This window comes from Streptomyces durocortorensis (assembly GCF_031760065.1).
Classification (GTDB): domain Bacteria; phylum Actinomycetota; class Actinomycetes; order Streptomycetales; family Streptomycetaceae; genus Streptomyces.
In genome coordinates this window covers 3,205,822-3,232,785 of record NZ_CP134500.1, presented here as the reverse complement: position 1 = coordinate 3,232,785, position 26,964 = coordinate 3,205,822, and the positions used below count along the sequence as shown (strand labels likewise).

Annotated in this window: 25 protein-coding genes and 1 tRNA gene; 12 read left to right on the top strand and 14 right to left on the bottom strand. The window is 70.4% G+C overall.

The window, feature by feature from the left end; translation table 11 throughout:
* Positions 1-19 precede the first annotated feature (19 nt).
* Entirely contained in the window at positions 20-1,888 is a 1,869-nt protein-coding gene (locus RI138_RS14180; RefSeq protein WP_311120203.1) for a S9 family peptidase, read from the bottom strand.
* A 114-nt stretch (positions 1,889-2,002) separates the two neighbouring features.
* Here RI138_RS14180 and RI138_RS14175 point away from each other — a divergent pair, with 114 nt between their 5' ends.
* Together RI138_RS14175 and RI138_RS14170 are read left to right on the top strand one after the other, a co-directional pair.
* On the top strand, positions 2,003-2,845 hold the full coding sequence (locus RI138_RS14175; RefSeq protein WP_311120202.1) for a class I SAM-dependent methyltransferase: 843 nt from the start codon (positions 2,003-2,005) through the stop codon (positions 2,843-2,845).
* A gap of 59 nt (positions 2,846-2,904) precedes the next feature.
* The gene (locus RI138_RS14170) at positions 2,905-3,345 is read left to right on the top strand and encodes a nuclear transport factor 2 family protein (RefSeq protein ID WP_311120201.1); all 441 of its coding nucleotides are present in this window, start codon (positions 2,905-2,907) and stop codon (positions 3,343-3,345) included.
* Between the two features lie 94 nt (positions 3,346-3,439).
* On the opposite strand, the gene RI138_RS14165 is transcribed toward RI138_RS14170, so the two are convergent.
* A complete protein-coding gene (locus tag RI138_RS14165) occupies positions 3,440-4,258 on the bottom strand; it encodes an SGNH/GDSL hydrolase family protein (protein WP_311120200.1) in 819 nt (272 codons plus the stop codon).
* Positions 4,259-4,841: 583 nt separating this feature from the next.
* Here RI138_RS14165 and RI138_RS14160 point away from each other — a divergent pair.
* Entirely contained in the window at positions 4,842-5,606 is a 765-nt protein-coding gene (locus tag RI138_RS14160; protein WP_311120199.1) for a DUF899 family protein, read from the top strand.
* A gap of 491 nt (positions 5,607-6,097) precedes the next feature.
* Here RI138_RS14160 and RI138_RS14155 read toward each other — a convergent pair.
* The 3 genes from RI138_RS14155 to RI138_RS14145 form a co-directional block, all read right to left on the bottom strand.
* A tRNA-Pro gene (locus RI138_RS14155) sits at positions 6,098-6,171 on the bottom strand.
* A 28-nt stretch (positions 6,172-6,199) separates the two neighbouring features.
* Positions 6,200-6,934 (bottom strand): Pr6Pr family membrane protein, encoded by a 735-nt coding sequence (locus RI138_RS14150; RefSeq protein WP_311120198.1) that lies wholly within the window; start codon positions 6,932-6,934, stop codon positions 6,200-6,202.
* A gap of 268 nt (positions 6,935-7,202) precedes the next feature.
* A complete protein-coding gene (locus RI138_RS14145; protein WP_096622889.1) occupies positions 7,203-8,141 on the bottom strand; it encodes a metallophosphoesterase in 939 nt (312 codons plus the stop codon).
* A gap of 99 nt (positions 8,142-8,240) precedes the next feature.
* Between RI138_RS14145 and RI138_RS14140 the strand changes: the two genes are divergently transcribed.
* Positions 8,241-8,705, top strand: coding sequence for a GatB/YqeY domain-containing protein (locus RI138_RS14140; protein ID WP_096622891.1), 465 nt, complete (start codon positions 8,241-8,243; stop codon positions 8,703-8,705).
* 127 nt (positions 8,706-8,832) lie between these two features.
* Here the strand turns inward: RI138_RS14140 and RI138_RS14135 are convergent, their stop codons facing one another.
* Positions 8,833-11,088, bottom strand: a complete 2,256-nt coding sequence (locus RI138_RS14135) for a transglycosylase domain-containing protein (RefSeq protein WP_311120197.1) — start codon at positions 11,086-11,088, stop codon at positions 8,833-8,835.
* Between the two features lie 439 nt (positions 11,089-11,527).
* On the opposite strand from RI138_RS14135, the gene RI138_RS14130 reads away from it, so the two are divergent.
* Entirely contained in the window at positions 11,528-11,878 is a 351-nt protein-coding gene (locus RI138_RS14130; RefSeq protein WP_006126397.1) for a WhiB family transcriptional regulator, read from the top strand.
* Between the two features lie 68 nt (positions 11,879-11,946).
* On the opposite strand, the gene RI138_RS14125 is transcribed toward RI138_RS14130, so the two are convergent.
* Together RI138_RS14125 and RI138_RS14120 are read right to left on the bottom strand one after the other, a co-directional pair.
* Positions 11,947-13,398 carry an ArsA family ATPase gene (locus RI138_RS14125; RefSeq protein ID WP_311120196.1) on the bottom strand — a complete coding sequence of 484 codons (1,452 nt, stop codon included), beginning with the start codon at positions 13,396-13,398 and terminating at the stop codon, positions 11,947-11,949.
* Positions 13,395-14,369: an ArsA family ATPase gene (locus RI138_RS14120; protein ID WP_311120195.1), complete on the bottom strand. Its 975-nt coding sequence runs from the start codon at positions 14,367-14,369 to the stop codon at positions 13,395-13,397. Before RI138_RS14120 ends, RI138_RS14125 begins: the two co-directional genes overlap by 4 nt.
* A gap of 72 nt (positions 14,370-14,441) precedes the next feature.
* Between RI138_RS14120 and RI138_RS14115 the strand changes: the two genes are divergently transcribed.
* From RI138_RS14115 to RI138_RS14100, 4 genes are all read left to right on the top strand, one after another.
* A complete protein-coding gene (locus tag RI138_RS14115; RefSeq protein ID WP_003967454.1) occupies positions 14,442-14,600 on the top strand; it encodes a DUF4177 domain-containing protein in 159 nt (52 codons plus the stop codon).
* The gene (locus RI138_RS14110) at positions 14,600-15,070 is read left to right on the top strand and encodes a RidA family protein (RefSeq protein ID WP_073874577.1); all 471 of its coding nucleotides are present in this window, start codon (positions 14,600-14,602) and stop codon (positions 15,068-15,070) included. Before RI138_RS14115 ends, RI138_RS14110 begins: the two co-directional genes overlap by 1 nt.
* A 143-nt stretch (positions 15,071-15,213) precedes the next feature.
* Positions 15,214-16,128, top strand: a complete 915-nt coding sequence (locus RI138_RS14105; protein WP_311120194.1) for an NUDIX hydrolase — start codon at positions 15,214-15,216, stop codon at positions 16,126-16,128.
* Positions 16,125-16,955 (top strand): MBL fold metallo-hydrolase, encoded by an 831-nt coding sequence (locus RI138_RS14100; RefSeq protein ID WP_311120193.1) that lies wholly within the window; start codon positions 16,125-16,127, stop codon positions 16,953-16,955. Before RI138_RS14105 ends, RI138_RS14100 begins: the two co-directional genes overlap by 4 nt.
* 145 nt (positions 16,956-17,100) lie before the next feature.
* Here the strand turns inward: RI138_RS14100 and RI138_RS14095 are convergent, their stop codons facing one another.
* Positions 17,101-17,775: a Crp/Fnr family transcriptional regulator gene (locus RI138_RS14095; RefSeq protein WP_003967450.1), complete on the bottom strand. Its 675-nt coding sequence runs from the start codon at positions 17,773-17,775 to the stop codon at positions 17,101-17,103.
* Positions 17,776-18,241: 466 nt separating this feature from the next.
* Here RI138_RS14095 and nth point away from each other — a divergent pair, with 466 nt between their 5' ends.
* From nth to RI138_RS14080, 3 genes are all read left to right on the top strand, one after another.
* On the top strand, positions 18,242-18,988 hold the full coding sequence (nth, locus tag RI138_RS14090) for an endonuclease III (RefSeq protein WP_398864275.1): 747 nt from the start codon (positions 18,242-18,244) through the stop codon (positions 18,986-18,988).
* 106 nt (positions 18,989-19,094) lie between these two features.
* Entirely contained in the window at positions 19,095-19,853 is a 759-nt protein-coding gene (locus RI138_RS14085) for an NUDIX domain-containing protein (RefSeq protein ID WP_398862969.1), read from the top strand.
* A 90-nt stretch (positions 19,854-19,943) separates the two neighbouring features.
* Positions 19,944-21,149 (top strand): MarP family serine protease, encoded by a 1,206-nt coding sequence (locus RI138_RS14080; protein ID WP_311120190.1) that lies wholly within the window; start codon positions 19,944-19,946, stop codon positions 21,147-21,149.
* Positions 21,150-21,176: 27 nt separating this feature from the next.
* Here the strand turns inward: RI138_RS14080 and RI138_RS14075 are convergent, their stop codons facing one another.
* The 5 genes from RI138_RS14075 to acs all read right to left on the bottom strand — a co-directional run bounded on the left by RI138_RS14075 (position 21,177) and on the right by acs (position 26,699).
* Positions 21,177-21,380 carry a hypothetical protein gene (locus RI138_RS14075; RefSeq protein ID WP_096622907.1) on the bottom strand — a complete coding sequence of 68 codons (204 nt, stop codon included), beginning with the start codon at positions 21,378-21,380 and terminating at the stop codon, positions 21,177-21,179.
* A gap of 115 nt (positions 21,381-21,495) precedes the next feature.
* A complete protein-coding gene (locus RI138_RS14070; RefSeq protein WP_096622909.1) occupies positions 21,496-22,503 on the bottom strand; it encodes an alpha/beta fold hydrolase in 1,008 nt (335 codons plus the stop codon).
* Entirely contained in the window at positions 22,500-23,033 is a 534-nt protein-coding gene (locus RI138_RS14065; RefSeq protein ID WP_311120189.1) for a phage holin family protein, read from the bottom strand. The genes RI138_RS14070 and RI138_RS14065 overlap by 4 nt, the downstream gene beginning before the upstream one ends.
* 40 nt (positions 23,034-23,073) lie before the next feature.
* Positions 23,074-24,480 carry a Na+/H+ antiporter NhaA gene (gene nhaA / locus RI138_RS14060; protein WP_096622913.1) on the bottom strand — a complete coding sequence of 469 codons (1,407 nt, stop codon included), beginning with the start codon at positions 24,478-24,480 and terminating at the stop codon, positions 23,074-23,076.
* A gap of 221 nt (positions 24,481-24,701) precedes the next feature.
* A complete protein-coding gene (gene acs, locus RI138_RS14055) occupies positions 24,702-26,699 on the bottom strand; it encodes an acetate--CoA ligase (RefSeq protein ID WP_311120188.1) in 1,998 nt (665 codons plus the stop codon).
* Positions 26,700-26,964 lie beyond the last annotated feature (265 nt).

Here is a 26,964-nt window from a genome sequence, read left to right as displayed (position 1 = left end):
GCGCCTTCTTATCCGGCCCTTACGCCCCCAGGGCGTCACCGCCCCCCAGGTGCTTCAGGGCGAACCCCAGCTCCAGCCGGACCTGCTTGATCCGCTCCTCCACGACCAGCGACCCGTGTCCGGCGTCGTACCGGTAGACCTCGTGCACCGCGCCGCGGGCCGCGAGTCGGTCCACGTAGTTCTCCACCTGACGGATGGGGCAGCGCGGATCGTTGACGCCCGCTGAGATGTAGACCGGGGCGCGCACCGCGTCGACGTACGTCAGCGGGGATGAGGCCTCGAAGCGCTCGGGGACCTCCTCCGGCGTGCCGCCCAGCAGCGTGCGGTCCATCGCTTTCAGGGCCTCCATCTCGTCGTGGTACGCCGTGACGTAGTCCGCGACCGGCACCGCGGCCAGGCCCAGCGCCCAGGCGTCGGGCTGGGTGCCGAGGCCGAGCAGGGTGAGATAGCCGCCCCACGAACCGCCGGCCAGGACCAGCCGCTCCGGGTCCGCGAGCCCGGACTTCACCGACCAGTCCCGCACGGCCGCGATGTCCTCCAGCTCGATCAGGCCGACCCGGTGCTTCAGCGCGTCTGTCCAGGCGCGGCCGTACCCGGTGGAGCCGCGGTAGTTGACCCGGACGACCGCGAAGCCGTGGTCCACCCATGCGGCCGGACCGGAGGCGAAGGCGTCGCTGTCGTGCCAGGTCGGCCCGCCGTGGATCTCGAAGACCGTGGGGAAGGGGCCGTCACCGGCGGCGGGCTTCTGCACGAGGGCATGAATGCGGCCGCCCGGCCCCTCCACCCACACGTCCTCCACGGGCACCGACGGCGGAGCCTTCGCGCCCGGCGGGTCCAGGACCACCGCACCGCTCGTCGACCGCACCACCGGCGGCTGCGCGGCCGAGGACCACAGATACTCCACGGTCCCGTCCGGGCGGGCAGTGGCACCCGACACCGTCCCCGCAGGGGTCTCCACGCGTACGGGCCCCGGGGCCCCCGGCTCGTACCGCCACAGCTCGCTACGGGCCTCGAAGCTGTGCTCGATGAGCAGCGCGGAACCGTCCGGATACCACTCGGCGCCCACATCGCCCGGCAGATCGACGGCGAGCGCGGTCTCCGTGCCCGCGACCGGGTCCCAGATCATCGGCTCCCAGCGGCCCCGGCGCTGGTGCCCCACGAGCAGCCGGGTGTCACCGGCCACCGGCGCGAACCCCAGCACCGCGAGCCCCAGTTCCTTCGTGCCACCCTCGGTGTCGTCCAGCTCGGCCACCGTGGAGCCGTCCGGGCGCACCACGCGCAGCGCCGAGTGCATCGCGTCGCCGTGCTCGGTGTGCTCCAGCGCGATCAGGGTCCCGTCGTGGGAGAGGTCGCCGACGCCCGCGGACTCCCGGTGCCGGTAGATTTCCACTGTCTCCACCGACTCCGAGGCGCCCCCGCCCCCGCCCGGCTTCCGCACCAGGTGGATCGTCGTACCGTCCTCGTCGGTCGAGCGGCCGATCACCGCCGAACCGTCCCGCCCGATCGCGAGGCCCGCCGGATACGAGGGGGCGAGAGACGGGGCGACGGGCTCGTCCTCCCCGCCGCCGAACGGCTGGCGCATCCACACCCCGAACTCGTCGCCGTCGGTGTCGCTGAACCACCAGATGGCTTCGCCGTCGGGCGTCAGCACACCGTCGGTCGTGCCGTTCGGCCGGTCGGTGACCTGGCGCTGCCTGCCGCTCACCCGGTCCCACGCGTACAGCTCGTAGGTCCCGGTGGCGTTGGACACGAACAGAGAGCGGTCAGGCGCGTCCTCGGCCCAGTCGGGCAGGGACACCCGGGGCGCGCGGAACCGCTGCTCCCACTCCGGCGTGGTGGAGAGCTCCGGCCTGGTCGAGACGTTCGGTGATTCGCTCATGCCCTCCATCCAACCCGATCGGCCGCCTCGCCGGGGACCCTGTGGACAACCCGTCCGCCGAGCCTGCCCCGGCCTGTGGATAACCACTCGCATCCCTGTTGGCACGCGGGTAGCTTGCGGCCCATGTACTCCCCGACACCGGACGACTGGCAGGCGGCCAACCGCGCGCGCTGGGACGAGCGCGTGCCGATCCATGTGGCGAGCGACTTCTACGGCCTGGAGGCGTTCCGGGCGGGCAAGGACGCGCTGCGGGCCTTCGAGCTCGCGGAGGTCGGCGACGTCACGGGCCGGACCCTGCTGCACCTCCAGTGCCACATCGGGCTGGACACCCTGTCCTGGGCGCGGCACGGCGCCGCTCAGGTGGTGGGCCTCGACTTCTCCGAGCCCGCCGTCGAGACGGCCCGCGGGCTGGCCAGGTCCCTGGGGCTGGGGCCGGACCGGGCGGCGTTCGTCGCCGCCGACGTGTACGACGCCCCGGCAGCCGTCCCCGACCCCGCGTACGACATCGTCTACACGGGCGTGGGCGCGCTGAACTGGCTGCCGGACATCGTGCGCTGGGCGGAGACCGCCGCCTCGCTGGTCGCCCCGGGCGGATTCCTCTATCTCGCGGAGTTCCATCCGCTGACCGACGTGCTGGACGACGCGACGGGTTCCGTGGTCACCGACGACTACTTCAGCCGTGAGGCCTGGGTGGACGAGACGCCGGGGACGTACGCGGACTTCGACGCCCCCACGGTGCACAACCGCAGTGTCGAGTGGCAGCACCCGGTGGGCGAGGTGGTGACGGCCCTCGCGGCGGCGGGCCTGCGGATCGAGTTCCTCCACGAGCACGACGCCTCGCTCTTCGCGCGGTTCGGCACGCTGGAGCGCCATCCGGACGGCCGCTACCGTTTCCCCGAGGACCGGCCGCGGATCCCGCTGATGTACTCGATCAAGGCCTCGCGCCCCACGGGACCTCAGGCATGACCACAGCTCAGCAGCTGTCTCCCCGGTGATTGTCAGTGGTGGGGGTCACACTCGATCCCATGACCGACATGACAGGCAGGACCATCGGAACGGGTCGGCTGCGCGCGGCGGTGGAGAGGTTCTGGGCGGCGGCCGAAGCCCGCGAGTGGGACGCGTTCGCCGCGACGCTCGCCGACGACGTGGTGTACGACCTGCCGCAGACGCGGGAGCGGATCCGCGGCAAGGAGCGGTATCTCCGGTTCAACCAGGAGTATCCGGGCGACTGGCACGTCCGGGTCGAGCGGATCGTCGCCGACGCGGAGGGCCGGCAGGCCGCAGCTCGGACGGGGTTCACCGTGACGGGGGAGGGGCCGGAGGAGACGAGGGAGAGGCCGCAGGAGCTGGACGCCATCCACTTCTTCACCTTCGACGCTCAGGGGCTGATCACGGGGGTGACGGACTTCTGGCCCGAGTCGTACGAGCCACCGGCAGGCCGCGAGCACCTGGTCGAGCGCTACTGAGAACGGCGGTCCACCGGTCGCCCGGTGAACCGCCGCACTGCTGTTCTGTCGTACTGCTGTTTCGCCGTACGGCTGTTCCGTGCGGTGGCCGGACCTACACCGCCGAGTGGAAGGCGGGCAGATAGCCGCCCGACTGCCCAGCGGCCTTGGGGTGGTACGAGTGGTAGACCGGCACGGTCACGCTGTGGAGCCAGGCGTCGCCGGAGCACAGCTCGTGCCCGGTGAATTCGTCCACCACGTTGGAGAAGGCGAACCCGGCGTCGGCGGCCCGCTTGGCGAGGACGTCGTTCAGCACGTCCGACGCGTTGTTGATCGCGGCCCGCTCGGACTCGGTCAGTCCGGCGATGCAGTTGCCGGACAGCTGGTAGAAGCGCGGATATCCGAGCACCACGACCCGGGCCTGCGGGGCGCGCTCGCGGATACTGCCGTAGAGCGAATCAAGGTTTCCCGGAAGGGAGTTGTTCATCCGTGAGATAGCGGCGTCCACGCTGTCGAGGCAGACGGCCTCGCTCGACAGCAGGCAGTCCTGCATCACGTCGGCGAACTCGATGTCGTTGCCTCCGGCCGTGACACTGACCAGTGACGTCGATGCGTTGAGCGCGCTCAGCTGGCTGCCTGCCACCGAGGCGGTGGTCGCTCCGGAGCAGGCGACGAAGTCGAACGAGGCGGGGGAGTTCGCCGCCGCCCAGAGATACGGGTAGGCGTTGGTGCTGCGTCGGCAGTCACCGCTGTCGGAGAGGTAGTCCCCGGCGCCGACGCCCGAGGAGTAGGAATCGCCGAGTGCGACATAGCCGCCCGCGGCGGTAGGGTCAGCCGCCGACTCCGCCGCGGAAGCGGGACCGACGACGCCGAGAGCGGTCACGGCGGCGAGCGCCAGAGTGGAGAGGGATGCCCAGATCCTTCGTACTGACATGGCTGCCAGCCCTTCGAAGTGTGGGGGGTGGGTGGGTGGTTGAAGGGAGCGAACCAGTTTCTGGCAGCTCGCTGTACACACCGCGCATGCCCGCGCGAGAAGTCTTCTGATATGCCCGAATGGCTGTTCGGTAGGTCTGGGTGCAAGGACGAGGCGCGCCCGGCCGGGCTGAGGAGCGCTCGGCCGGTCGATGCGGACGTTGGTCGACTTCACCCGGACCGTCGCGGCCCCCCCGGATCTCGATGGCCAACTCCTCGGAAGCCTCGCGACTCACCGGTGACACGAGCAGGTGAGGCCCGGACTGGCTCTCGACCGGGCCACGATGTGACGGCGGTGACGATCCCGGCGAACGAGTTGTGCACGGAGTGCGCGCCCCCCGTGCACGGAGGGGGCACCCCCGGCGGCCCGGCCGATGCTGTGCGTCGACGCGGGGTATTCCAGGGGGTCCAGGACTCCGCGGCTCGCCGCACTGCCCAGGGAACTGGATCGGACCGGCCACCCCTGGAAAACTCGTCTGGTGCGGATCAGGGAAGCCCTCGGCTGGCCGAGGGCGACCGATGGTGTACGACGACGGGACGCGATCGTGACCGAGCGCAACAGCACGGCGGACCCCGACCGCGCACCGGCGCTGCCACCGGTAGCGGACCGGGCCTCCTTTCAGGCCCAGCTGGACAGCCTGCGGCTCCGCGAGAAGGCGCACACCCGGGAGGGCGATGCGATCGCCGCGGCCCGGCGCCGACTGCCCATGGTCGAGGTGGCCGCCGACCTCGAACTGACCGGCCCGGGCGGCCCGGTCACTCTGCTCGACGCGTTCGAAGGGCGTCGGCAGCTCATCGCCTACTACTTCATGCGGCACGACGGCCACACCGCGGCCGACCAGTGCGAGGGCTGCACCTGGGTCACCAACCAGGTCCAGGAGCTGCCCTTCCTGCACTCCCGCGACATCACCTACGCGGTCCTCTGCCAGGGCCCGTACGAGGAGAGCCACCGCTACCGGGAATTCATGGGCTGGGACATGCCGTGGTACTCGGCCCTACCGTCGAAGGACGAGCTCCTGGTCGGACGCCGCGTCGGCATGATGCACGTGGTCTGCTACCTGCGCGACGGGGGCCGAGTCTACGAGACGTACTGGACGACGCTGCGAGGCGTGGAGGCGATGGACTACAGCTACGCGCTCATGGACCTCACCGTGTACGGACGCCAGGAGCAGTGGGAGGACTCGCCACCGGGCTGGCCGCAGGACAAGGACGTACCCCCCGAGCACCCCATGCGCAGCAATGGGCGCCCCATCCCCCAGTGGTCCCGCATCAAGGCCGGGCGCTCCGACGACCTCAGGCCTCGACCGTGACGGCACAGCCGGTTCACCTCCGCCCCGGGCCGGGCAACACGAACGCGGCAGGCTCTCGGCCGCTCCCGTGACCGCTGTCGGCAGATGGCCGTCACCGGCGCCTTCACCATCCTGGCGTACGTCTTCCCGTTCCGGCTTCCGCGGCGGAGACAGCAGGTAACGGCGTCCGTGCAGCCCCCGGCCACAGCAAGTCGGGCCTATCTGCGTCTCAATGGGCTGGCTGGTCAGCCGGGATTCGCAGCCGAACCGGTGAGTGGGTTCCCGGGGGAGCAGCCGGTGATGCTGCGCCAAGCTTTCGAGTTGGCAGAGAAGGATCAAGCGATGACTTGCCTGTACTTGACGAGCGCCAAGGCGTCGACCGGTCGACCAGAGCCATGGATGGGAGGCGAACCACGCACTTGGCTTCCAAGCGGTTCCCAGAATGGCCCGACAACGCAAATCAGGCCCGGTACTGATTTCTCAGTACTGGGCCTGACCTGGTGTTTCAGCTGTCGGGGTGGCGGGATTTGAACCCACGACCTCTTCGTCCCGAACGAAGCGCGCTGCCAAGCTGCGCTACACCCCGATGTCCACCGGACTCCCGGCGACATCGATTACTTTAGCCCACCAGCGGCCGGAGGCGAAATCCGGTTTCTCCGGGCCTGGAGCCACCCCGCCGTGTTCGGCCGGAGGTGGTCCGCCGCGGTGAGCAGGACACCGAGGGCGGCGAAGAGGAGGCCCAGGGCCGTGGCCTGGGTGAGGACACCGGCGTAGCCGTACGTATCGACGTTGAGGAACGGGTACGGGTAGCGGGTCCGGCTGCCGGGGGAGAGCAGGGCGCCGAGGGCCAGCGTGAGGGCCAGATAGGCCAGGGGGGCCAGGAGCCACAGGGGGATGTGGGCCAGGCGCAGGGTGCGGGGCGCGGTCAGCAGGAGCCAGTGGGCGGCCACGGTGATGGGGGTCACCGTGTGGAGCAGGAGGCTCGCGGAGGGCCCGAGAGGATCGGGGGCGTAGTTGACCAGCACCAGGTGGTACATCAGCGCGCTCACCGCGACGAGCAGGAGCACCCCGCCGGACAGCCTCGGCGGCAGCGGTCGGCCGTCCCGCCAGGCGCGTACGGCCGACCAGCCGAAGGCTCCCGCCACCAGCAGGTTCGCCAGGGGGGTGAAGTGCGTCAGGGCTGCCCCGAGGTCCCCGGTCACCAGGGCGGTCAGCGGGCCCGCGGCTGCCGTCGCGCACACCAGCGCGCACAGGGCGGCGGCACACCGGCGGGGCGGGGTGCCGACGGCCGCCGGGAGCACCTCTGCCGCCCGGGGGCGGGGGAGCAGAGCGGTCCTGGGGGCGGTCATGATTCGTACCGTATGCGGGTGGGAAGACCCCCGCGATTCGTCGCCCGCCGACCGGCACCGCCCCCTGAGGGCTGTCCCCTGGTCCTTGCCGGGCGCACGACTGATCCCTGGCGGGCGCACGACGGCAGCTACGGAGCCTCGCCGCGTTGTCGGAACGCCCGAATGCAACCCGTGCATCCCGTATCAGACGTCCCTCCGCCGTGCGATGCGCCGCATCCGGCGCCGCGCGCTGATCCACCAGGGATACGGGGCAGCCCTGAGGCGCCGCTCAGGCCTTCGGGGCCAGCGTCAGCAGCGTGGCCTCGGGCGGGCAGGCGAAGCGGACCGGGGTGTAGCGGTTGGTGCCGCAGCCCGCGGAGACGTGGAGGTAGGCGCGCTTGTCGCCGACCGTGTGGCTGGACAGGCCCTTCACTCGGTCGGTGTCCAGGTCGCAGTTGGTGACCAGGGCCCCGTAGAACGGGATGCACAGCTGGCCGCCGTGTGTGTGGCCAGCCAGGATCAAGGGGTAGCCGTCGGCGGTGAAGGCGTCCAGGGAGCGCAGGTACGGGGCGTGGACCACGCCGATGGAGAGGTCGGCGCCTGCCTCCGGTCCGCCCTGGACCTCGGCGTAACGGTCCCGCTTGATGTGCGGGTCGTCCAGACCGGTGAACGCGAGCTCCAGGCCGTCGAGCTTGAGTCGGCCCCGGGTGTTCGACAGGTCCAGCCAGCCCGCCTCGTCGAAGGCGTCGCGCATCGGCTCCCACGGGTTGTGGACGACGCCGACCGCGGGCTCGTTGCCGTTGAGACCGTGCTTGCCCTGGATCTTCTCCAGGAGGTAGCGGCCAGGGTTGCGCAGCCGGGGGCCGTAGTAGTCGTTGGAGCCGAAGACGTACACCCCGGGGTACTCCATCAGCGGGCCGAGCGCGTCCAGCACCTCGGGCACCGCGTCCGGGTCGGACAGGTTGTCGCCCGTGTTCACCACGAAGTCCGGGCGCAGGCCCGCCAGCGACTGGAGCCAGGCGCGCTTCTTGCGCTGGCCGCTCACCATGTGGATGTCGGAGACCTGGAGCACACGCAAGGGGCGGGCCCCGTGCGGGAGTACGGGAACGGTGACCCGGCGCAGCCGGAACGAGCGGGCCTCGAATCCGGCGGCGTAGGCGAGACCGGCAGCGCCGACCGCCGCACCGACTGCCGTGACTTTCAGGGGTACTCCGTAGCGTGCGCGCATGCGTCCATCGTCGCAGAAGCGGCACGGTGAGCGGAAAACCGGTGGAGGCAGCGGAAAACCCGTGGGCGGCCCGGGCCCCGCACCTGTCACAATCGCGGCATGACCACGCTCAAGTCCAAGCTCAAGGAAGACCTCCACACGGCCATGAAGGCGCGTGACGAGCTGACCTCGTCCACCCTTCGGCTCACCCTCACCGCGATCACCAAGGAAGAGGTCAGCGGCAAGTCGGCGCGCGAGCTCTCCGACGACGAGGTGCAGAAGGTGATCGCCAGGGAGGCGAAGAAGCGCCGCGAGGCGGCCGAGGCCTTCGCCCAGGGCGGCCGGACCGAGCAGGCCGAGCGGGAGAAGGCGGAGGGCGAGCTGCTCGACAGCTACCTCCCCAAGCAGCTCAGCGACGACGAGCTGAACGCGGTCGTGGCGTCCGCCGTCGAGGAGGCGAAGGCCGCCGGCGCCGAGGGGCCGCGCGCGATGGGCGCCGTCATGAAGATCGTCAATCCGAAGGTCGCCGGGCTCGCGGAGGGCGGCCGGGTGGCCGCCGCGGTGAAGAAGCTCCTCGCGGGCTGAGCTTCCTGGCCGGAACAGACCGGAACAGAAGAGGGGGTGGGGCGCCCCGGTCCGTGACCGGGGCGCCCCACCCCCTCTTCTGTGTGCGTACGCGTACGGGTTCTTCCTGTGTGCGTACGCGTATGGGTCAGGGGCCTTCCGAGCCGCCGCCCTGCCCGCGTGGTCCGCCGCCGCCCGGTCCGCCGATCACGCTCTCCGGGAGATCGATGCCGGGGAACGGGTCGTCACGGCCGGGCTTGTCATCCTCGCGGTCCTCGTTCCCGCGGTCCCGGTCCCGGTCGCGGTCGCCCTTCTCCTTGTCCTCCTTGGCCTTCGCCCGGGGGACGGAGACCGGGTTGAAGGAGGGGGTCTCGGACGCGTCCAGTGCGCCGGTCATGGCGATCTTCCAGATCGGGCCGGGGAGGCAGCCGCCGCAGACCTTGGGGTACCACCGGCCACCGATGGTGACGTTGAACATCGAGCTCTTCTCGCCGATGTCGTCGCCCACCCACACCGCGGTGGAGAGGTTCGGCGTGTACCCGACGAACCAGGCGTCCTTGCGGTCGTTCGTCGTACCCGTCTTGCCCGCGTTGTCCCGGTCGCTCAGCCCCGCCTGCGTACCGGTGCCGTCCTCCACCACACCCTTGAGCATCTGGTTGATGGTGTCCGCGGTCTTCTCGCTCATCGCCCGCGTGCACGTCGACTCGGGGACCTTGAGCTTCTTGCCGTTCGGGTCGGTGATCGACTCGATGGCGATCGGCGTGCAGTACGTTCCCCGGTTGGCGAACGCGGCGTAGGCGCCGGCCATGGAGAGCGGGGTGCTCACCTCACCACCGAGGGTGATCGAGGGGTACTCGCCGATCTTCTTGCCGTCACCGCGCTCGTAGCCGAGCTTCTTCGCCATCTCCACGGTCTCGCAGAGGCCGGCCTTCTGCTCCAGCAGCGCGAAGTAGGTGTTGATGGACTTGCCGAGGGCGCTGGTCATGTCCCAGGAGCCCTTCTCGGACTCCAGCTCGTTCTGCAGGGGCCAGTCCGCGTAGCCCGCCGGGGAGCCGGTGCAGTTCCTGAAGTCCCGCTCCTTCAGCGTCATCTTCCAGTCCGTCGAGAACGACGTCGCCGGGCTGATGCCCTTCTCCAGCGCGGCCGCCGCGGTGAACGGCTTGAACGTGGAGCCGACCTGGAAGCCGTAGGTGGAGCCGCCCATCTTGTTGCTGACGGAGAGGTTGAGGACGGTCTCGTGCTGCTTCTGGTCCAGGCCGTACGGGCGGGACTGGCCCATGGAGAGGATCTTGCCGCTGCCCGGCTGGACCTGCACCACGGACGCCGCGAACTTGTCGTCCTTGTTGACCCTCGCGGTGGCGGCCTCGTTGGCGGCCCGCTGGGCCCGCGGGTCCAGCGTGGTCCGGATGGTCAGCCCGCCGAGGTTCCAGAGCTTGGCGCGTTCCTCGTCGGTCTTGCCGAAGGCGGGGTCGGTCAGGATCGTCTTGCGGACGTAGTCGCAGAAGAAGCCGGAGCCGCTGACGGCGGTGATGCAGCCGTTGTTCGGCCTGGAGACCTTCAGCTTGACCGGGGTCTTCATGGCCTTCTCGGCCTCGGCCTGCGAAATGCTGCGGACGGCGGCCATCCGCGCCAGCACCGTGTTGCGGCGTTTGGTCGCTTCCTCCGCGTCGTTGACCGGGTCGTAACGGCTGGGCGACTGGACGATGCCGGCGAGCAGCGCGGCCTCCTCCAGCTTGAGGTCCTTGGCGTGCTTGGAGAAGTAGCGCTGGGAGGCGGCCTCGATGCCGTACGCCTGCTGCCCGAAGAACGTGATGTTGAGGTAGTTCTCCAGGATCTTCTTCTTGCCGAGCTCCTCCTCGACCTGGATCGCGTACTTCAGCTCGCGGACCTTGCGGCCGAGCGTCTGCTGGGTGGCCTCCGCGACCTTCTCCGGGTCGTCGCCCGCCTCCTCGACGAAGACGTTCTTCACGTACTGCTGGGTGAGCGTCGACGCGCCCTGCGCGGTCCCGCCCGCCTGTACGTTGCGGTTCAACGCCCGCAGGATGCCCTTGAGGTCGACCGCCCCGTGTTCGTAGAAGCGGGAGTCCTCGATCGCGATGATCGCGTCCTGCATGTACGGCGAGATGTCCTTGAGCGGGACGACCGTGCGGTCACGTGAGTAGACCGTCGCGATGGCACCGCCATCGCGGTCCAGGATCGTGGTCCGCTGACTGAGCGGCGGAGTCTTGAGGTTGGCGGGGATCTCGTCGAACCCTTCGACCGTCCCCTTTGCGGCGAGCCCCAGCGCTCCGGCTGCGGGCAGCGCGATGCCTGCCAGCACAGCTCCGGAGAGCGCGGCGACACCGAGGAACTTGGCGGCCTGCTGGGTCGTGGTGAGACCCCCGCCCGAGCGCGTCTTTGGCATGGGGGCAGCCTACGTTCTCATTCGCCGGACACGCGTATAGGCCTTGGCCTAAGCTGCTCTCAACTGTCACAGCAGTCCGGTTCCGTATCAAGCCCCCTGCAGCCCCATGCGCGTCTTCTGGTCATTCTTCCCCTGGCCGATGCGCAGCCACATCGCCCTTCAGGCACACATCGTGGCGCTCCCGAATCGCCCCGAATGTCGCTGAAAGTCCGTTGCGACTTGAGTGAACTGTCCCGCTTTGGTGACGATAGTCGCTGATGTCCTCGCATCACTCCCCTGGGTGATCTGCCGCATACGCATAGTCCGTTCGGACCATTCAAGATTGGGCCCGAAGGGGGTGTTGTGCTGTCCCCACCTTCCGTAACGTCCTCAACTGGCAGCGGTGAATATGCCGCTACCGCCGTGGGGGAGCCTCGATTCGGGAGAGGACGGCGCCGGCATGGGCTGGGTAACCGACTGGAGTGCGCAGGCAGCCTGCCGCACTACCGATCCGGATGAACTGTTCGTACAAGGGGCAGCGCAGAACAGGGCCAAGGCGGTGTGCACCGGATGCCCGGTGCGGACCGAGTGCCTGGCCGACGCGCTGGACAATCGCGTCGAGTTCGGCGTGTGGGGTGGAATGACGGAACGGGAGCGCCGCGCACTGCTGCGCCGCCGGCCGACCGTCACGTCCTGGCGCCGACTGCTGGAGACCGCACGCAGCGAGTACGAGCGGTCCACCGGCATTCTGCCCGGAGTCATCGGGCTGGAGGACGAGGAACTGCACGAGACGTACGCCGCTGTGGGGTAGGCGGCCTTCCGGGGCAGGCGCGCCTGCGCCGCCTTCGGTAAGCGCCTACGCTGCTCCGGCCCAAGCGCCTACGTCGCTCCGGCCGGAGCCGGGGCGGAACCGGCGGCCAAGCGGTCGCCGATGGCCCGGAGGCCGTCCAGGTCGTGCACATCGCCGGGCAGCGCCGCTACAGCGGTCACCGGCACCTCGGGGTGCCGGGCCGCGAAGCGGTCGCGTGTACGGCGTTCGCGGGCCACGACCTGCATGCGCTCGGAGTGCAGGCGCAGCAGACCTGACGTCAGTTCCTCGACCGTCAGTTCCTCGGCAGAGGTGGTCCCGGGGCTCGCGATGTCCTCGTGGTCCTCGTGGTCCTCATGTTTTTCGTGGTCCCCGTCGTTCTTGTGGGGCGGCTCGGTCGTGTCGGGAGCGGTGACCGCCGGGTCGGGGGCTCGCTGGTCACCAAGGCCAGCTTTCCCGGCCCTCTGATCCACAATGCGGGCGTCGTCAAGATTTTCTGCGGCGGCCAGGGCCTGTTCGGCGGAGAGCCGTGAAGCCTCACTGCCGTGCACGCGGTTGAGGACGAGACCGGCCAGCGGCATGTCCTCGGCAGCCAGCCGCTCCACGAAGTAGGCGGCCTCGCGCAGCGCGTCCTGCTCCGGCGTCGCGACCACGAGAAAGGCCGTGCCGGGCGCCTGGAGCAGCTTGTACGTGGCGTCCGCGCGGCTGCGGAAGCCGCCGAACATGGTGTCCATCGCGGCGACGAACGTCTGGACGTCCCGCAGGAACTGGCCGCCGAGCAGCTTGCCCAGCGTTCCGCTCATCATCGACATACCGACATTGAGGAACTTCATCCCGGCCCGGCCGCCCACCTTCGCGGGCGCCATCAGCAGCCGGATGAACTTCCCGTCGAGGAACGAACCGAGCCGCTTCGGCGCGTCCAGGAAGTCCAGCGCGGAGCGCGAGGGAGGGGTGTCGACGATGATCAGGTCCCACTCGTCGCGCGCCCGCAGCTGCCCGAGCTTCTCCATCGCCATGTACTCCTGCGTACCGGCGAACCCGGCCGACAGGGACTGGTAGAAGGGGTTCTCCAGGATCGCCCTGGCCCGTTCGGCGTCCGCGTGTGCCTCGACGGTCTCGTCGAAGGTCCGCTTCATGTCGAGCATCATGGCGTGCAGTTCGCCGTCGCCCACGATGCCGTCGACCCGCCGGGGGACGTTGTCCAGCCGGTCGATGCCCATGGACTGGGCGAGGCGGCGGGCCGGGTCGATGGTGAGGACGACGACCTTCCGGCCACGCTCGGCGGCCCGTACGCCGAGGGCGGCGGCGGTCGTGGTCTTGCCGACCCCGCCGGAGCCGCAGCACACGACGATCCGGATGCCCGGGTCGTCCAGTAGCGCGTCCGTGTCCAGGGACGTATCGATGTCCGGGGACGTAACCGTGTCCGTGGACGTATCCGTCCCCGTGTCGGGGGACGTACCGGTGCCCGGGAGCGCGTCCGTGTCCAGCCCGGCCGCATCCGTGCCGGGTGTGCCCGCTGTCATACGTCTCCCTCTTCCCCCGCGCCCTGTTTACGGAGCTCCGTGGCCAGAACGTGCAGCGAGGCCAGGTCCACCCCGTCGCCGAGCAGCGGGAGCTCCGCCGTCGGCAGGCCGAGCCCGGCCAGCACCGCGCGTTGCTCCCGCTCCAGGCCGACGCGCTCGGCGTGCTCGGCAGCCTGCTCGACCAGAGGGCGTACGAGGGCGGCGGAACCGGTCACTCCAGCCCGGGTCAGCGTCTTGGCGATCTCCTTGCGGCGGCCGCCCGCCGCGGTGCGCAGGGCGTCCTCGTCCAGCAGGTGCGGGCGGACCATGTTCACGATCACGCGGCCCACGGGCAGCTCGGCGGCGCGCAGCTCGGCGATGCCGTCCGCGGTCTCCTGGACCGGCATCTCCTCCAGGAGCGTCACCAGGTGGACGGCGGTCTGCCGGGACTTCAGGACCCGCATCACGGCCTGCGCCTGGTTGTGTATCGGGCCGATCTTCGCCAGCCCGGCGACCTCGTCGTTCACGTTCAGGAAGCGGGTGATGCGGCCGGTCGGCGGGGCGTCCATGATGACGTGGTCGTAGACGAACCGGCCCTGCTTGTCCTTGCGGCGTACGGCCTCGCAGGCCTTGCCGGTCAGCAGGACGTCCCGGACGCCGGGCGCGATGGTCGTGGCGAAGTCGATCGCGCCGAGCTTCTTCAGCGCCCGGCCCGCGCCGCCGAGCTTGTAGAACATCTGGAGGTAGTCGAGGAGCGCGCGTTCGGCGTCGATCGCCAGTGCGTACACCTCGCCGCCGCCCGGCGCTACGGCGATCTTGCGCTCCTCGTAGGGGAGCGCGTCGGAATCGAAGAGCTGGGCGATGCCCTGCCTGCCCTCGACCTCGACGAGGAGGGTGCGCCTGCCCTCGGCCGCGAGGGAGAGCGCGAGGGCGGCGGCGACCGTGGTCTTACCGGTACCGCCCTTGCCGCTGACGACCTGGAACCTGCTCACGTATTCGAGCCTAACCAGTCCAGCCCCGGGCTACGCACGGGACCGTACGTGCGAGGCATTACAGTCGGGCCCATGACCAAGTGGGAATACGCGACCGTGCCCCTTCTCGTGCACGCGACCAAGCAGATTCTGGACACCTGGGGCGAGGACGGCTGGGAGCTGGTCCAGGTCGTTCCCGGCCCGAACAACCCCGAGCAGCTCGTGGCCTACCTGAAGCGGGAGAAGGCGTAGTGGCGGGCGCTGTCGAGGCGCAGCTCGCCGAACTCGGCCTGACCCTGCCCGCCGTCGTGCCGCCGCTGGCCTCGTACCAGCCGGCCGTGCAGTCCGGCGTGTACGTGTACACCTCCGGCCAGCTGCCGATGGTGGACGGCAAGCTCGCCGTCACCGGCAAGGTCGGCGCCGAGGTCACACCGGACGAGGCGAAGGAGCTCGCGAGGACCTGCGCGCTCAACGCCCTCGCCGCCGTGAAGTCCGTCGCCGGTGACCTGGACCGGATCAAGCGTGTCGTGAAGGTGGTGGGCTTCGTCGCCTCGGCCTCCGACTTCACCGGCCAGCCCGCCGTGATCAACGGCGCCAGCGAGCTGCTGGGCGCGGTCCTCGGCGACAAGGGCGTGCACGCCCGCAGCGCCGTGGGCGTGGCGGTACTGCCGCTGGACGCCCCGGTCGAGGTCGAGGTCCAGGTGGAGCTCGTCGAGGCCTGAGCCGTACGCACCTTTCGATGTGCCTCCCGATCCCGTCCGGTCCCCGCGACCGGGCGGGATCGTGCGTGTACGGGGCCTGTCGGGTCGCTGTGGTGATCACGGCGCCTCTCGAACATCGGCGCGGTTCCGGATAGCCTCCGGCCATGTCCCAAGGTCAGTGGTACCCCCCGGAATGGCCCGACAGGATCCGGGCCCTCGCCGCCGGTGAGCTGACGCCCGCGAAGCCCCGGCGGGCCGCCACGGTGATGCTGCTCCGCGATCCGGGGGCGCGGGGCGCGGCGAGCGGGCCCGTCGTGCACATGCTGCGCCGCCGGACCTCCATGGCCTTCGCCGGAGGCGCGTACGCCTATCCGGGTGGCGGAGTCGATCCGCGTGACGACGACCGGCTGATCGGGTGGGCCGGGCCCTCGCTGGAGCAGTGGGCCGCCCGGCTCGGCGTCGCGACGGTCACCGAGGCGCAGGCCATCGTCTGCGCGGCGGTGCGCGAGACCTTCGAGGAGTCGGGCGTCCTGCTCGCCGGGCCGACCGCCGGGAGCGTGGTCAGCGATACGACCGGGGCGGACTGGGAGGCCGACCGCGAGGCGCTGGTGGCCCGGGACCTGTCCTTCGCGGAGTTCCTGGACCGGCGGGGCCTGGTGCTGCGCTCGGACCTGCTGGGCGCCTGGGCGCGCTGGATCACCCCGGAGTTCGAACCGCGCCGGTACGACACCTGGTTCTTCGTCGCCGCGCTCCCCGAGGGGCAGCGCACCCGTGCCGTCTCCACCGAGGCGGACCGTACGGTGTGGATCGCTCCGGCGGAGGCCGCCCGCCGCTACGACGCGGGCGAGCTGCTGATGATGCCGCCCACCGTGTCGACGCTGCGGGCCCTGGCGCCGTTCAGGACGGCTTCCGGGGCGCTCGGGGCGGCGGACGTCCAGGATCTGACTCCCGTACTCGCGCAGGCCCGTCTGGAGGGGGAAGAGCTGGTGCTGAGCTGGCCCGGGCACGACGAGTTCACGAAGCACGTGTCCACGGCGGGTGAGGAACCCGCGGCGGGCGAGGACGGGGGTGCGGCATGACCGACGCAGCCGCCCTTCCCGGACAGCCGCGCGGAGCCGTGACCTCCGGACCCGCGACCGCCCGGACGGTCAACGTACTGGCGCCGAATCCGTCCGCGATGACCCTCGACGGTACGAACACCTGGATCGTCGCCGAGCCCGACTCCGATCTCGCGGTCGTCATCGACCCCGGGCCGCTCGACGACGTCCACCTGACGGCGGTGATCGAGGCTGTGGAGCGGTCCGGGCGGCGCGTGGGCCTCACGCTGCTCACGCACGGCCACCCCGATCACGCGGAGGGCGCGGGCCGGTTCGCGGAGCTGACACGGACGAAGGTACGGGCCCTGGACGCAGCGCTGCGACTGGGCGACGAGGGCCTCGGGGCGGGCGACGTGATCACCACGGGAGGCCTGGAGCTGCGCGTGGTCCCGACGCCCGGGCACACCGCGGACTCGCTCTCGTTCCATCTGCCCGCCGACCGGGCGGTGCTGACGGGCGACACGATCCTCGGCCGCGGTTCGACGGTGGTCGCCCACCCGGACGGGCGGCTCGGCGACTACCTGGACTCCCTCAGGCGGCTGCGGTCGCTGACGGTGGACGACGGCGTCCACACGGTGCTGCCGGGCCACGGGCCGGTGCTGGAGGACGCGCAGGGGGCCGTGGAGTTCTACCTGGCCCACCGCGCGCACCGGCTCGCCCAGGTGGAGACGGCGGTGGAGGCCGGGCACCGTACGCCGTCGGAGGTGGTGGCCCAGGTGTACGCCGACGTGGACCGCTCCCTGTGGCCGGCCGCCGAGCTTTCGGTACGGGCACAGCTGGAGTACCTGAGCGAGCACGGGCTGATCTGAGGGGCCGACCACTCGAACGCGAGGGCCCCGCCCACCGGTACGTACTCCGGTCGGCGGGGCCCTCGTGCCGGCTCACATCGCGCGCGTCGGCTCACGGAGTCAGCGCGAGCGTCACATCACGCGGGGCGCGGGTCGGCGTACGGGGTCAGCGCGAGCGCTTCGCCAGCCGCTCCACGTCCAGCAGGATGACCGCGCGGGCCTCCAGGCGCAGCCAGCCACGGCCCGCGAAGTCCGCCAGGGCCTTGTTGACCGTCTCGCGGGAGGCGCCGACCAGCTGGGCCAGCTCCTCCTGAGTGAGGTCGTGCACGACGTGGATGCCTTCCTCCGACTGCACGCCGAAGCGGCGCGACAGGTCCAGGAGGGCACGGGCGACGCGGCCCGGCACATCGGAGAAGACCAGGTCGGACATCTGGTCGTTGGTCTTGCGCAGCCGTCGGGCGACCGCGCGCAGCAGCGCGGTGGCCACCTCGGGCCGGGCGTTCAGCCAGGGCTGGAGGTCGCCGTGACCGAGGCCGAGGAGCTTGACCTCGGTCAGTGCGGAGGCAGTCGCCGTACGCGGGCCCGGGTCGAAGAGCGACAGCTCCCCGATCAGCTCGCCGGGGCCGAGCACGGCCAGCATGTTCTCGCGCCCGTCGGGTGAGGTGCGGTGGAGCTTCACCTTGCCCTCGGTGACCACGTACAGGCGGTCACCCTGGTCGCCCTCGTGGAACAGCGCGTCTCCGCGCGCGAGGGTCACCTCACTCATCGAGGCGCGGAGCTCCGCGGCCTGCTCATCATCGAGCGCCGCGAAAAGCGGGGCGCGCCGCAGAACGTCGTCCACGAGTTCTCTCCTTGTCGGCCTGTCCAGGGAACCGTGGTCCCCATCATGCCGGACGGTAAAACAGTGCGATCAATCACAAACCAGTTTGACGCACGGGCGTGCCGGACCCTACGGCAGGGGGCCGATCGGGGGTGGATATGCGGTGTCAGGGGTGGTTGTCGGTGGCTGGCTCTAGGCTGGCCGGGTGTCCAGAATGCCGGGGAGAGCGCAGGCCGAGGGGGCTGACGGGGTGCTGAAGGACCGCGATTCCGCTGTGGGCGAACAACCCCGGTCGCGCCCGGAGAATGCCGCGAATGGCTCCCTCGGAGAGCCGGGGGGACCCCTCCGGAAGTCGGCCAGGAGGTCCGCAGTGTCATCGTCAACGCCCGCCAAGCCTGCCAAACCCGCCACGGCGGCTTCGGCCGAAGCAGCTAAGGCCAAGGCGGCGACAGCGCGCAAGGAGCCGAAGGCGGAGTCGCACCTCGCGATGGTCCGCCGGGCGCGCCGGATCAACCGCGAGCTCGCCGAGGTGTATCCGTACGCCCATCCCGAGCTGGACTTCCGTAACCCCTTCGAGCTCCTTGTGGCCACGGTCCTCTCCGCCCAGACCACCGACCTGAGGGTCAACCAGACGACTCCCACTCTGTTCGCGGCCTATCCCACGCCGGAGGACATGGCGGCGGCCGTGCCGGAGGAGATGGAGGAGATCATCCGGCCGACCGGGTTCTTCCGGGCCAAGACCAAGTCCCTGCTCGGCCTCTCGGCCGCTCTCCGGGACGAGTTCGGCGGCGAGGTCCCGGGGCGGCTGGAGGATCTCGTCAAGCTGCCCGGGGTCGGCCGCAAGACCGCCAATGTCGTTCTGGGCAATGCTTTCGGCGTCCCTGGAATCACTGTCGACACGCACTTCGGCCGCCTCGTGCGGCGCTGGAAGTGGACGGACGAGGAGGACCCGGTGAAGGTCGAGGCGGTGGTCGCCGGGATCTTCCCGAAGAGCGAGTGGACGATGCTCTCGCACCGGGTGGTGTTCCACGGCCGCCGCATCTGCCACGCCCGTAAGCCCGCCTGCGGCGCCTGCCCCATCGCCCCGCTCTGCCCGTCGTACGGGGAGGGCGAGACCGATCCGGAGAAGGCCAGGAAGCTCCTGAAGTACGAGATGGGCGGCTATCCGGGCCAGCGGCTCAGCCCGCCCGCCGACTACCCGGGCAAGCCCGCGCCCGCGCTGGGAGCCGGGTGAGGGTCACGCCCCCCGGACAGCCCAGGACGGCACCGCACTCCCTCAGGACGGAACGGCTCGGAACGAAATGGCCGACGACAGGCGTTGTGAAACGACGGGGGTGCCTATGACGCAGACGCACGCGGATACGGACACGGACACGGACACGGACACGGACACACAAGGCGCGACGCAGACCGGCGGCGGAGTCCCCGACGAGGCCCTCGCCGTGACCACTGACGGGCTGCCCGCCTGGCTCGACCCGGTCGCGAGCGCCGCGCGCAGCGTCCGGCCGCAGCAGCTGAGCCGCTTCCTGCCGCCCGAGAGCGGGGCGGGTCGGCAGTCCGCCGTCCTGGTCCTGTTCGGGGACGGGGAGCGCGGGCCCGAGCTGCTGCTCATGGAGCGCTCGGGGACCCTGCGCTCGCACGCCGGGCAGCCCTCCTTCCCCGGCGGTGCGCTCGACCCCGAGGACGGCGACCAGGCCACCACAGGACCGCTGCGGGCGGCGCTGCGTGAGGCCGAGGAGGAGACCGGGCTCGACCCCCGGGGCGTGCAGCTCTTCGGTGTGCTGCCCCGGTTGTACATCCCGGTCAGCAGCTTCGTCGTGACGCCCGTGCTCGGCTGGTGGCGCGTGCCCAGCCCGGTCGGGGTGGTCGACCCGGCCGAGACGGCCCGGGTCTTCACGGTTCCCGTGGCGGATCTCACGGACCCCGCCAACCGAGCCACGGCCGTGCACCCCAGTGGGCACCACGGTCCGGCATTCCTGGTCGAATCGGCTCTGGTCTGGGGTTTCACGGCCGGAGTGATCGACCGGATTCTGCACTACGCGGGCTGGGAACGCCCGTGGGACAGGTCCAGACAGGTGCCGCTCGACTGGCGCGCATGACACGCTGACTCTCTGCTGCGCTGTACCGGGCCCGGCCCGGACCCCGTCACCACCGACGGGCCAGGTGACGAAACTGCGAGGCTATAGACGGTGAACGTGCTCGACATCCTGCTGCTGCTCGCCGCCGTGTGGTTCGCGGTCATCGGCTATCGCCAGGGTTTCGTCGTCGGCATCCTGTCGGTGATCGGCTTCCTCGGCGGCGGTCTCGTCGCCGTCTATCTGCTGCCGATCATCTGGGACAGGGTGACCGAGGGGTCCGAGGTCTCCACCACGACCGCCATCGTCGCGGTCGTCATCGTGATCGTCTGCGCCTCCGTCGGCCAGGCCTTCACCACTCACCTGGGCAACAGGCTCCGCCGCTACATCACCTGGTCGCCCGTGCGCGCCCTGGACGCCACGGGCGGTGCCCTGGTCAATGTGGTGGCCATGCTGATGGTGGCCTGGCTGATCGGCCTGCTGCTCGCCAACACCGCTGTGCCGACCGTCAGCAAGGAGGTCCGCAGCTCCTCGGTCCTGCTCGGGGTCGACCGGGTGATGCCCCAACAGGCGCCCAACTGGTTCAAGGACTTCTCCTCCACCCTGGCCCAGAACGGCTTCCCGCAGGTCTTCAGCCCGTTCGCCAACGAGCCGATCACCGAGGTCAAGGCCCCCGATCCGGCGCTGGTGGGCAGCCCGGTCGCCGCGCGCGCCAAGAAGTCGATCGTCAAGGTCGTGGGTACGGCCCCGAGCTGCGGCAAGGTCCTCGAAGGGACCGGCTTCGTCTTCGCCGAGCGCCGGGTCATGACCAACGCCCATGTCGTCGGCGGCGTCGACGAACCCACCGTCCAGATCGGCGGCGAAGGCCGGCTGTACGACGCGAAGGTCGTCCTCTACGACTGGCAGCGCGACATCGCGGTCCTGGACGTCCCCGACCTCCGGGCCAGACCCCTGGAGTTCACCGGCACGAACGGCGACGCCAAGAGCGGCGACAGCGCGATCGTCGCGGGCTTCCCGGAGAACGGTGCGTACGACGTGCGCTCCGCCCGCGTGCGCGCCCGCATCGAGGCCGACGGCCCGGACATCTACCACCGGGGCACCGTCCGCCGCGACGTCTACTCGCTCTTCGCGACGGTACGTCAGGGCAACTCGGGCGGCCCGCTGCTCACTCCGGACGGAAAGGTGTACGGAGTGGTGTTCGCGAAGTCGCTCGACGACCCGGACACCGGCTACGCGCTGACGGCCGACGAGATTCGCGAGGACATCGAGATCGGACGTACGGCCAACCAGCAGGTCGACAGCCAGGGCTGCGCCCTCTAGAGGGTGTCCCGCACATCCGCGCGGGAGTCAGTTACGGGGGTGTCGCAGCCGGGCCGAGACCCAGCGGGCCCGGCGGCGGAGGATACGCGGAATACCGAGCCGGCGATGGCGAAGGTCATGCACATCGTGCACCCGGCCGCTGGGGCCGCCCCCCTCATGAGTGCCCACACCGGGTGTCGCGGCGGAGCGGCGGTTGCGTGCTTCGGCAGTGAAGTCGTGCGTCCAGCCCATACCTCGACGTCTGCCCGTGGTCCAAGGTCGGTAATCGTCGGCGAGTCAGCCAATTGGCCTATGCGGCAGGCAATTGGCTGTTCGTCGGACACCTGTACCCGGGCCGGGCGGCGGGCTACCGGTCGGGCTCAGGATCCTTGAGCCAGTTGATGAGTTCGGTGGAGAAGCCGATCGGGTCCTCCTCGTGGGGGAAGTGCCCGACACCGTCGAAAAGTCGCCACCGGTAGGGCGCCTCGACATACTCCCCGGACCCCGCCGAACTGCGGGTGCGGACCGCCGGATCGAGCGACCCGTGCAGGTGCAGCGTGGGCACCCGGACCGGCCGCTTCATCCTCCGGTTGAACTGGACCCCGTCCGGTCGCGCCATCGACCGCACCATCCAGCGGTACGGCTCGATGGAGCAGTGGGCGGTGGAGGGGATGCTCATGGCCCGCCGGTAGACGTCCAGGGTCCTCTCGTCGGGGAACTCCGGGTTCCGGGGGCCTGCCCACTCCTGGACGAGACGGCCCACCAGGGCTGCGTCGTCGGCGACGAGCTTGCGCTCCGGCAGCCACGGCCGCTGGAAGCCCCAGATGTAGGAGCCCGCCCGGGTCTGCGCGACGTCGGACAGCATCGAGGAGCGCCAGCGGCGCGGGTGGGGCATGGAGGAGACGGCGAGCCGGCGGACCAGCTTGGGCCGCATCACAGCGGCCGTCCAGGCGAGGTAGCCGCCGAGGTCGTGGCCGACCAGGGCCGCGTCGGGCTCGCCGAGGGAGCGGATCACCCCGGTGACGTCGAGGGCCAGGTTGGCGGGATCGTAACCACGCGGCGTCCGGTCGCTGCCGCCCACCCCGCGCAGGTCCATCGCCACGGCCCGGAAGCCCGCGTCGGCGAGCGCGGTCAGCTGGTGGCGCCAGGTCCACCAGAACTGCGGGAAGCCGTGCAGCAGAAGCACCAGCGGCCCGTCGCCCGCCTCGGCGATGTGGAACCGGGCCCCGTTGGCCGCCACGTCACGGTGGGTCCAGGGGCCGTCGATGCGTACGGGGCCCCCGGCGGCGGGCCGGCCCGCCGCGCCGGCCCGGTCGGGCGGGACCGCTGCCCCGCTCTCCGTCGGACCGCATGCGCTGGAATCGGGAACCGTCATGTGGACGAGCGTCCCACAGCGTCGGCCTCATCCCGACCGGACCGGCCCTCGACGGCCTTCTTCGCCAGGCTGCTGCCGGAGGAACGTTCGATGATCGCGGCGGCCTCGACCGACGGCCGCGGGTGCGGCTTCGCGCTCTGGAGGACGGCGGCGGTCTGCTTGGCCGAGGCGATCGACTTCTGCGGCGGCTTGACCTTCTTGAACTTCCTGATGCCCAGGAACGCCAGCAAAGCGCCCAGCAGGATGAACGCCACGCCCACGATCAGGAACGACCAGGCGAGCCCGAGGCCCAGGTTGTGGATCCCGTACGCCGCGGCGAAGCTCAGCACCGGGATCGAGAAGAGCGCCAGCACGCCCGCGACGACGAACGCCACACTGCCGATCGCTCCGCGCTTGACGTCCTGCCGCACCTCCGCCTTGGCGAGGGCGATCTCGTCGTGCACCAGCGCGGACATCTCGGCCGTCGCCGAGGCGACCAGCTGCCCGATGCTGCGGTCCGCGCTGCTCACGTAGCTGCCGGGGTCGCTCATCCCTGACTCCCTCTCCGTCTCCGACACATCCGATGTCAGATCATGCCGGACTCTCCGGCTCAATGCCCGCTGCCCCCGCCTGTTCGGCGCGACGGCGGTGATCAGCCGCCTTCTCCTCGTAGATCGCGGCCATCCGCAGGTGGTACCCCGGATCGCCCTGTTCATAGATGTCGGGGATTCCGGATCCGTCCTCGTCCAGCTCCTCCGCCTCATAGAGGGCGCGGTATCGGCGGACCCGCAGCCTGAGCAGTACCGAGGCGAGCAGGGCCGCGAACAGCGAACCGATGAGGACAGCCGCCTTGATCTCGTTGGTCATCTCCGGGTCGTCCGAGAACGCGAGCTCGCCGATGAGGAGGGAGACGGTGAAGCCGATTCCGGCCAGCGAGGCGAGGGCGAGGACGTCAGCCCAGGCCAGGTCCTTGTTCAGCTCCGCCTTGGTGAAGCGGGCGGCGAGATACGTACCGCCGAAGATGCCGAAGGTCTTGCCGAGGACGAGTCCGAGGACGACGCCGAGGGTCTCGGGCCGGGTGAAGACGCCCGCCAGGGCCTCGCCGCTCAGGGAGACCCCGGCCGCGAAGAGGGCGAACAGCGGTACGGCGATCCCGGCCGACACCGGGCGGACCAGGTGCTCGATGTGCTCGCCCGGGGAGTGGTCCTCGCCCTCGCGGCGGCTGCAGCGCAGCATCAGGCCCATGGCGACACCGGCGATGGTGGCGTGGACCCCGCTGTTGTACATCAGGCCCCAGATGGTCAGGGCGAGGGGAACGTACACATACCAGCCTCGGACCTCGAAGCGGAGGAGCAGATAGAAGGCGGCCAGGCCGAGGACGGCTCCGCCAAGGGCCAGGAAGTTCAGGTCCGACGTGAAGAAGACAGCGATGATCAGGATGGCGAAGAGGTCGTCGACGACGGCCAGGGTGAGCAGGAAGGCCCGCAGTGCGGACGGCAGCGAGGCGCCGATCACCGCGAGGACGGCGAGCGCGAAGGCGATGTCCGTGGCGGTCGGCACGGCCCACCCGGCCAGGGAGCCACCGCCGACGACCACGGTAAGCGTGTAGACCAGGGCGGGCACGGCCATGCCGCAGAGCGCCGCGACCACCGGCAGGGCGGCGGCCTTGGGGTCTCGGAGCTCGCCCGCGACCAGCTCGCGCTTCAGTTCGACGCCTGCGACGAAGAAGAACACGGCGAGCATTCCGTCAGCCGCCCAGTGCGCGACGGAGAGGTCCAGTCCGAGGAAGTCCGGGCCGAAGTGGAAGTCGCTCACCGAGGCGTACGAACCGCCGAAGGTGTTGGCCCAGATGAGTGCCGCGACTGCGGCGACCAGCAGCAGGATGCCGCCGACGGTCTCGGTACGCAGTGCCTCGGCCACGTAGCTCCGCTCGGGGAGCGGCAGTCGGCCGAGAAGGGTGCGGCGGGGCGGGGAGGGGGTGGGGGTTGGCGCGGCCACGAAGGAGTCCTCCGGATCAGTACAGCGAAAATGGCATGGCTGATGACACGTGCCGACCAGACTTCCCGGCGCCCCTGTGGAGATCTGTATGACGTTATGACTGCAGGCGCACACTCTACCTGGGGTGCTTCAACCCCTACCCGTTGATCGTCCCCGCAGACGCCGATGGGCACCCGGCGCCTCGCCGGATGCCCATCGGAGCCGTAAGCAGGAAGGTTCTCTCAGTCCTCGGAGGACGAGGACGGCAGCTGGGTGGTGATCAGGTCCATCACCGAGGAGTCGGTGAGGGTGGTGACGTCGCCCAGCTCGCGGTTCTCGGCGACATCGCGCAGCAGACGGCGCATGATCTTGCCGGACCGGGTCTTCGGCAGTTCGGCGACCGGCAGCACCCGCTTGGGCTTGGCGATCGGGCCGAGGGTCGCCCCGACGTGGTTGCGCAGGTCGGCGACCAGTTCGTCGGAGGCGGTCGCACTCCCGCGCAGGATCACGAACGCGACGATGGCCTGGCCGGTCGTCTCGTCGGCCGCACCGACCACGGCGGCCTCGGCGACCGAGGGGTGCGAGACGAGGGCCGACTCGACCTCGGTGGTCGAGATGTTGTGGCCCGACACGAGCATGACGTCATCGACCCGGCCGAGCAGCCAGATGTCGCCGTCCTCGTCCTTCTTCGCACCGTCGCCCGCGAAGTACTTGCCCGCGAATCGCGACCAGTAGGTGTCGATGAACCGCTGGTCGTCGCCCCAGATGGTGCGGAGCATCGACGGCCACGGCTCGGTGAGGACGAGATAGCCGCCCCCGCCGTCCGGAACCTCGTTCGCCTCGTCGTCCACGACGGTGGCTCCGATGCCCGGCAGCGCGCGCTGGGCGCTGCCCGGCTTGGTCTCCGTCACGCCCGGCAGCGGCGCGATCATCATCGCGCCGGTCTCGGTCTGCCACCAGGTGTCCACGATGGGGCACTTGTCGGCGCCGATGTTCTTCCGGTACCACATCCACGCTTCCGGGTTGATCGGCTCACCGACCGAACCGAGGACCCGGAGACTGCTCAGGTCGAACTTCGCGGGGATGTCGTCCCCCCACTTCATGAACGTACGGATCGCGGTCGGCGCCGTGTAGAGGATCGTGACGCCGTACTTCTGCACGATCTCCCAGAAGCGGCCCTGGTGCGGGGTGTCGGGCGTGCCCTCGTACATGACCTGGGTCGCGCCGTTGGCCAGCGGCCCGTAGACGATGTACGAGTGGCCGGTCACCCAGCCGACGTCGGCGGTGCACCAGTAGACGTCGGACTCCGGCTTGAGGTCGAAGACCGCGTGGTGGGTGTACGCCGCCTGGGTGAGGTAGCCGCCGGAGGTGTGCAGGATGCCCTTCGGCTTCCCGGTGGTGCCCGAGGTGTAGAGGATGAACAGCGGCTGCTCCGCCTCGAAGGCCTCCGGGGCGTGCTCGGCGGACTGGCGGCCGGTGATCTCGTGCCACCAGACGTCGCGGCCCTCGGTCCAGGCGGTGTCCTGACCGGTGCGGCGGACGACGAGGACGTGTTCGACGCTGTCGATACGGGACACGGCGTCGTCGACCGCGGGCTTGAGCGCGGAGGGCTTGCCGCGGCGGTAGCCGCCGTCGGCCGTGATGACGACCTTGGCGTCCGCGTCCTGGATGCGGGCGGCGATGGCGTCGGCGGAGAAGCCGCCGAAGACCACCGAGTGCGTGGCGCCGATGCGGGCGCAGGCCAGCATCGCGACGGCGGCCTCGGGGATCATCGGCAGGTAGACGGCGACCCGGTCGCCCTTGCCGACACCCAGCTCGGTGAGCGCGTTGGCGGCCCGGGAGACCTCGTCCTTCAGCTCCGCGTAGGTGATGGCGCGGCTGTCGCCCGGCTCGCCCTCGAAGTGGATGGCGACCCGGTCGCCGTTGCCCGCCTCGACGTGGCGGTCCACGCAGTTGTACGCGACGTTCAGCTTGCCGTCCGCGAACCACTTCGCGAAGGGCGGGTTGCTCCAGTCGAGGGTCTCGGTCGGCTCGGTGGCCCACGTCAGGCGGCGGGCCTGCTCGGCCCAGAAGCCCAGCCGGTCCGCCTCGGCCTGCTCGTACGCCGCTGCGGTGACGTTGGCGTTGGCGGCCAGCTCGGTAGGCGGAGCGAACTTCCGCTCTTCCCGAAGCAGGTTGGCCAGGCTCTCGTTGCTCACGACTTCTCCCAGTCCCAGGGTGTCCGTTGTGTCCCGGCGCATAGCTCATCAGGCGCGAGGCCGGGTGACAAGTGCCTGCCGGGAATTGGTTTAGACCTGTGTCTTCGTGTATGGAAGCATGATCCCGCTCCGCTGGTCAGGGCGGCTTTACGACGCGTATCCGTGAGGTGTGGCGCAAAGTCGCCCTGGTCTGCCGTGCGGTGCTCCTGCCGTGCGGCGTGGACCGGGGTCATCAGGTCTCACGGCCCCGGGGGCCCTCCGGTTCAGACGCCGGCGCGGTTCGGCCCACCCGTGCGCCCGCCCGCGC

Excerpts from the sequence above, each read along its gene's own strand:
- RI138_RS14180 (WP_311120203.1), bottom strand. The coding sequence starts at position 1,888 with ATGGAGGGCATGAGCGAATCACCGAACGTCTCGACCAGGCCGGAGCTC.
- RI138_RS14175 (WP_311120202.1), top strand. The coding sequence starts at position 2,003 with ATGTACTCCCCGACACCGGACGACTGGCAGGCGGCCAACCGCGCGCGC.
- RI138_RS14170 (WP_311120201.1), top strand. The coding sequence starts at position 2,905 with ATGACCGACATGACAGGCAGGACCATCGGAACGGGTCGGCTGCGCGCG.
- RI138_RS14165 (WP_311120200.1), bottom strand. The coding sequence starts at position 4,258 with ATGTCAGTACGAAGGATCTGGGCATCCCTCTCCACTCTGGCGCTCGCC.
- RI138_RS14150 (WP_311120198.1), bottom strand. The coding sequence starts at position 6,934 with ATGACCGCCCCCAGGACCGCTCTGCTCCCCCGCCCCCGGGCGGCAGAG.
- RI138_RS14145 (WP_096622889.1), bottom strand. The coding sequence starts at position 8,141 with ATGCGCGCACGCTACGGAGTACCCCTGAAAGTCACGGCAGTCGGTGCG.
- RI138_RS14140 (WP_096622891.1), top strand. The coding sequence starts at position 8,241 with ATGACCACGCTCAAGTCCAAGCTCAAGGAAGACCTCCACACGGCCATG.
- RI138_RS14135 (WP_311120197.1), bottom strand. The coding sequence starts at position 11,088 with ATGCCAAAGACGCGCTCGGGCGGGGGTCTCACCACGACCCAGCAGGCC.
- RI138_RS14130 (WP_006126397.1), top strand. The coding sequence starts at position 11,528 with ATGGGCTGGGTAACCGACTGGAGTGCGCAGGCAGCCTGCCGCACTACC.
- RI138_RS14125 (WP_311120196.1), bottom strand. The coding sequence starts at position 13,398 with ATGACAGCGGGCACACCCGGCACGGATGCGGCCGGGCTGGACACGGAC.
- RI138_RS14115 (WP_003967454.1), top strand. The coding sequence starts at position 14,442 with ATGACCAAGTGGGAATACGCGACCGTGCCCCTTCTCGTGCACGCGACC.
- RI138_RS14105 (WP_311120194.1), top strand. The coding sequence starts at position 15,214 with ATGTCCCAAGGTCAGTGGTACCCCCCGGAATGGCCCGACAGGATCCGG.
- RI138_RS14100 (WP_311120193.1), top strand. The coding sequence starts at position 16,125 with ATGACCGACGCAGCCGCCCTTCCCGGACAGCCGCGCGGAGCCGTGACC.
- nth (WP_398864275.1), top strand. The coding sequence starts at position 18,242 with ATGGTCCGCCGGGCGCGCCGGATCAACCGCGAGCTCGCCGAGGTGTAT.
- RI138_RS14085 (WP_398862969.1), top strand. The coding sequence starts at position 19,095 with ATGACGCAGACGCACGCGGATACGGACACGGACACGGACACGGACACG.
- RI138_RS14075 (WP_096622907.1), bottom strand. The coding sequence starts at position 21,380 with ATGGGCTGGACGCACGACTTCACTGCCGAAGCACGCAACCGCCGCTCC.
- RI138_RS14070 (WP_096622909.1), bottom strand. The coding sequence starts at position 22,503 with ATGACGGTTCCCGATTCCAGCGCATGCGGTCCGACGGAGAGCGGGGCA.
- RI138_RS14065 (WP_311120189.1), bottom strand. The coding sequence starts at position 23,033 with ATGAGCGACCCCGGCAGCTACGTGAGCAGCGCGGACCGCAGCATCGGG.
- acs (WP_311120188.1), bottom strand. The coding sequence starts at position 26,699 with ATGCGCCGGGACACAACGGACACCCTGGGACTGGGAGAAGTCGTGAGC.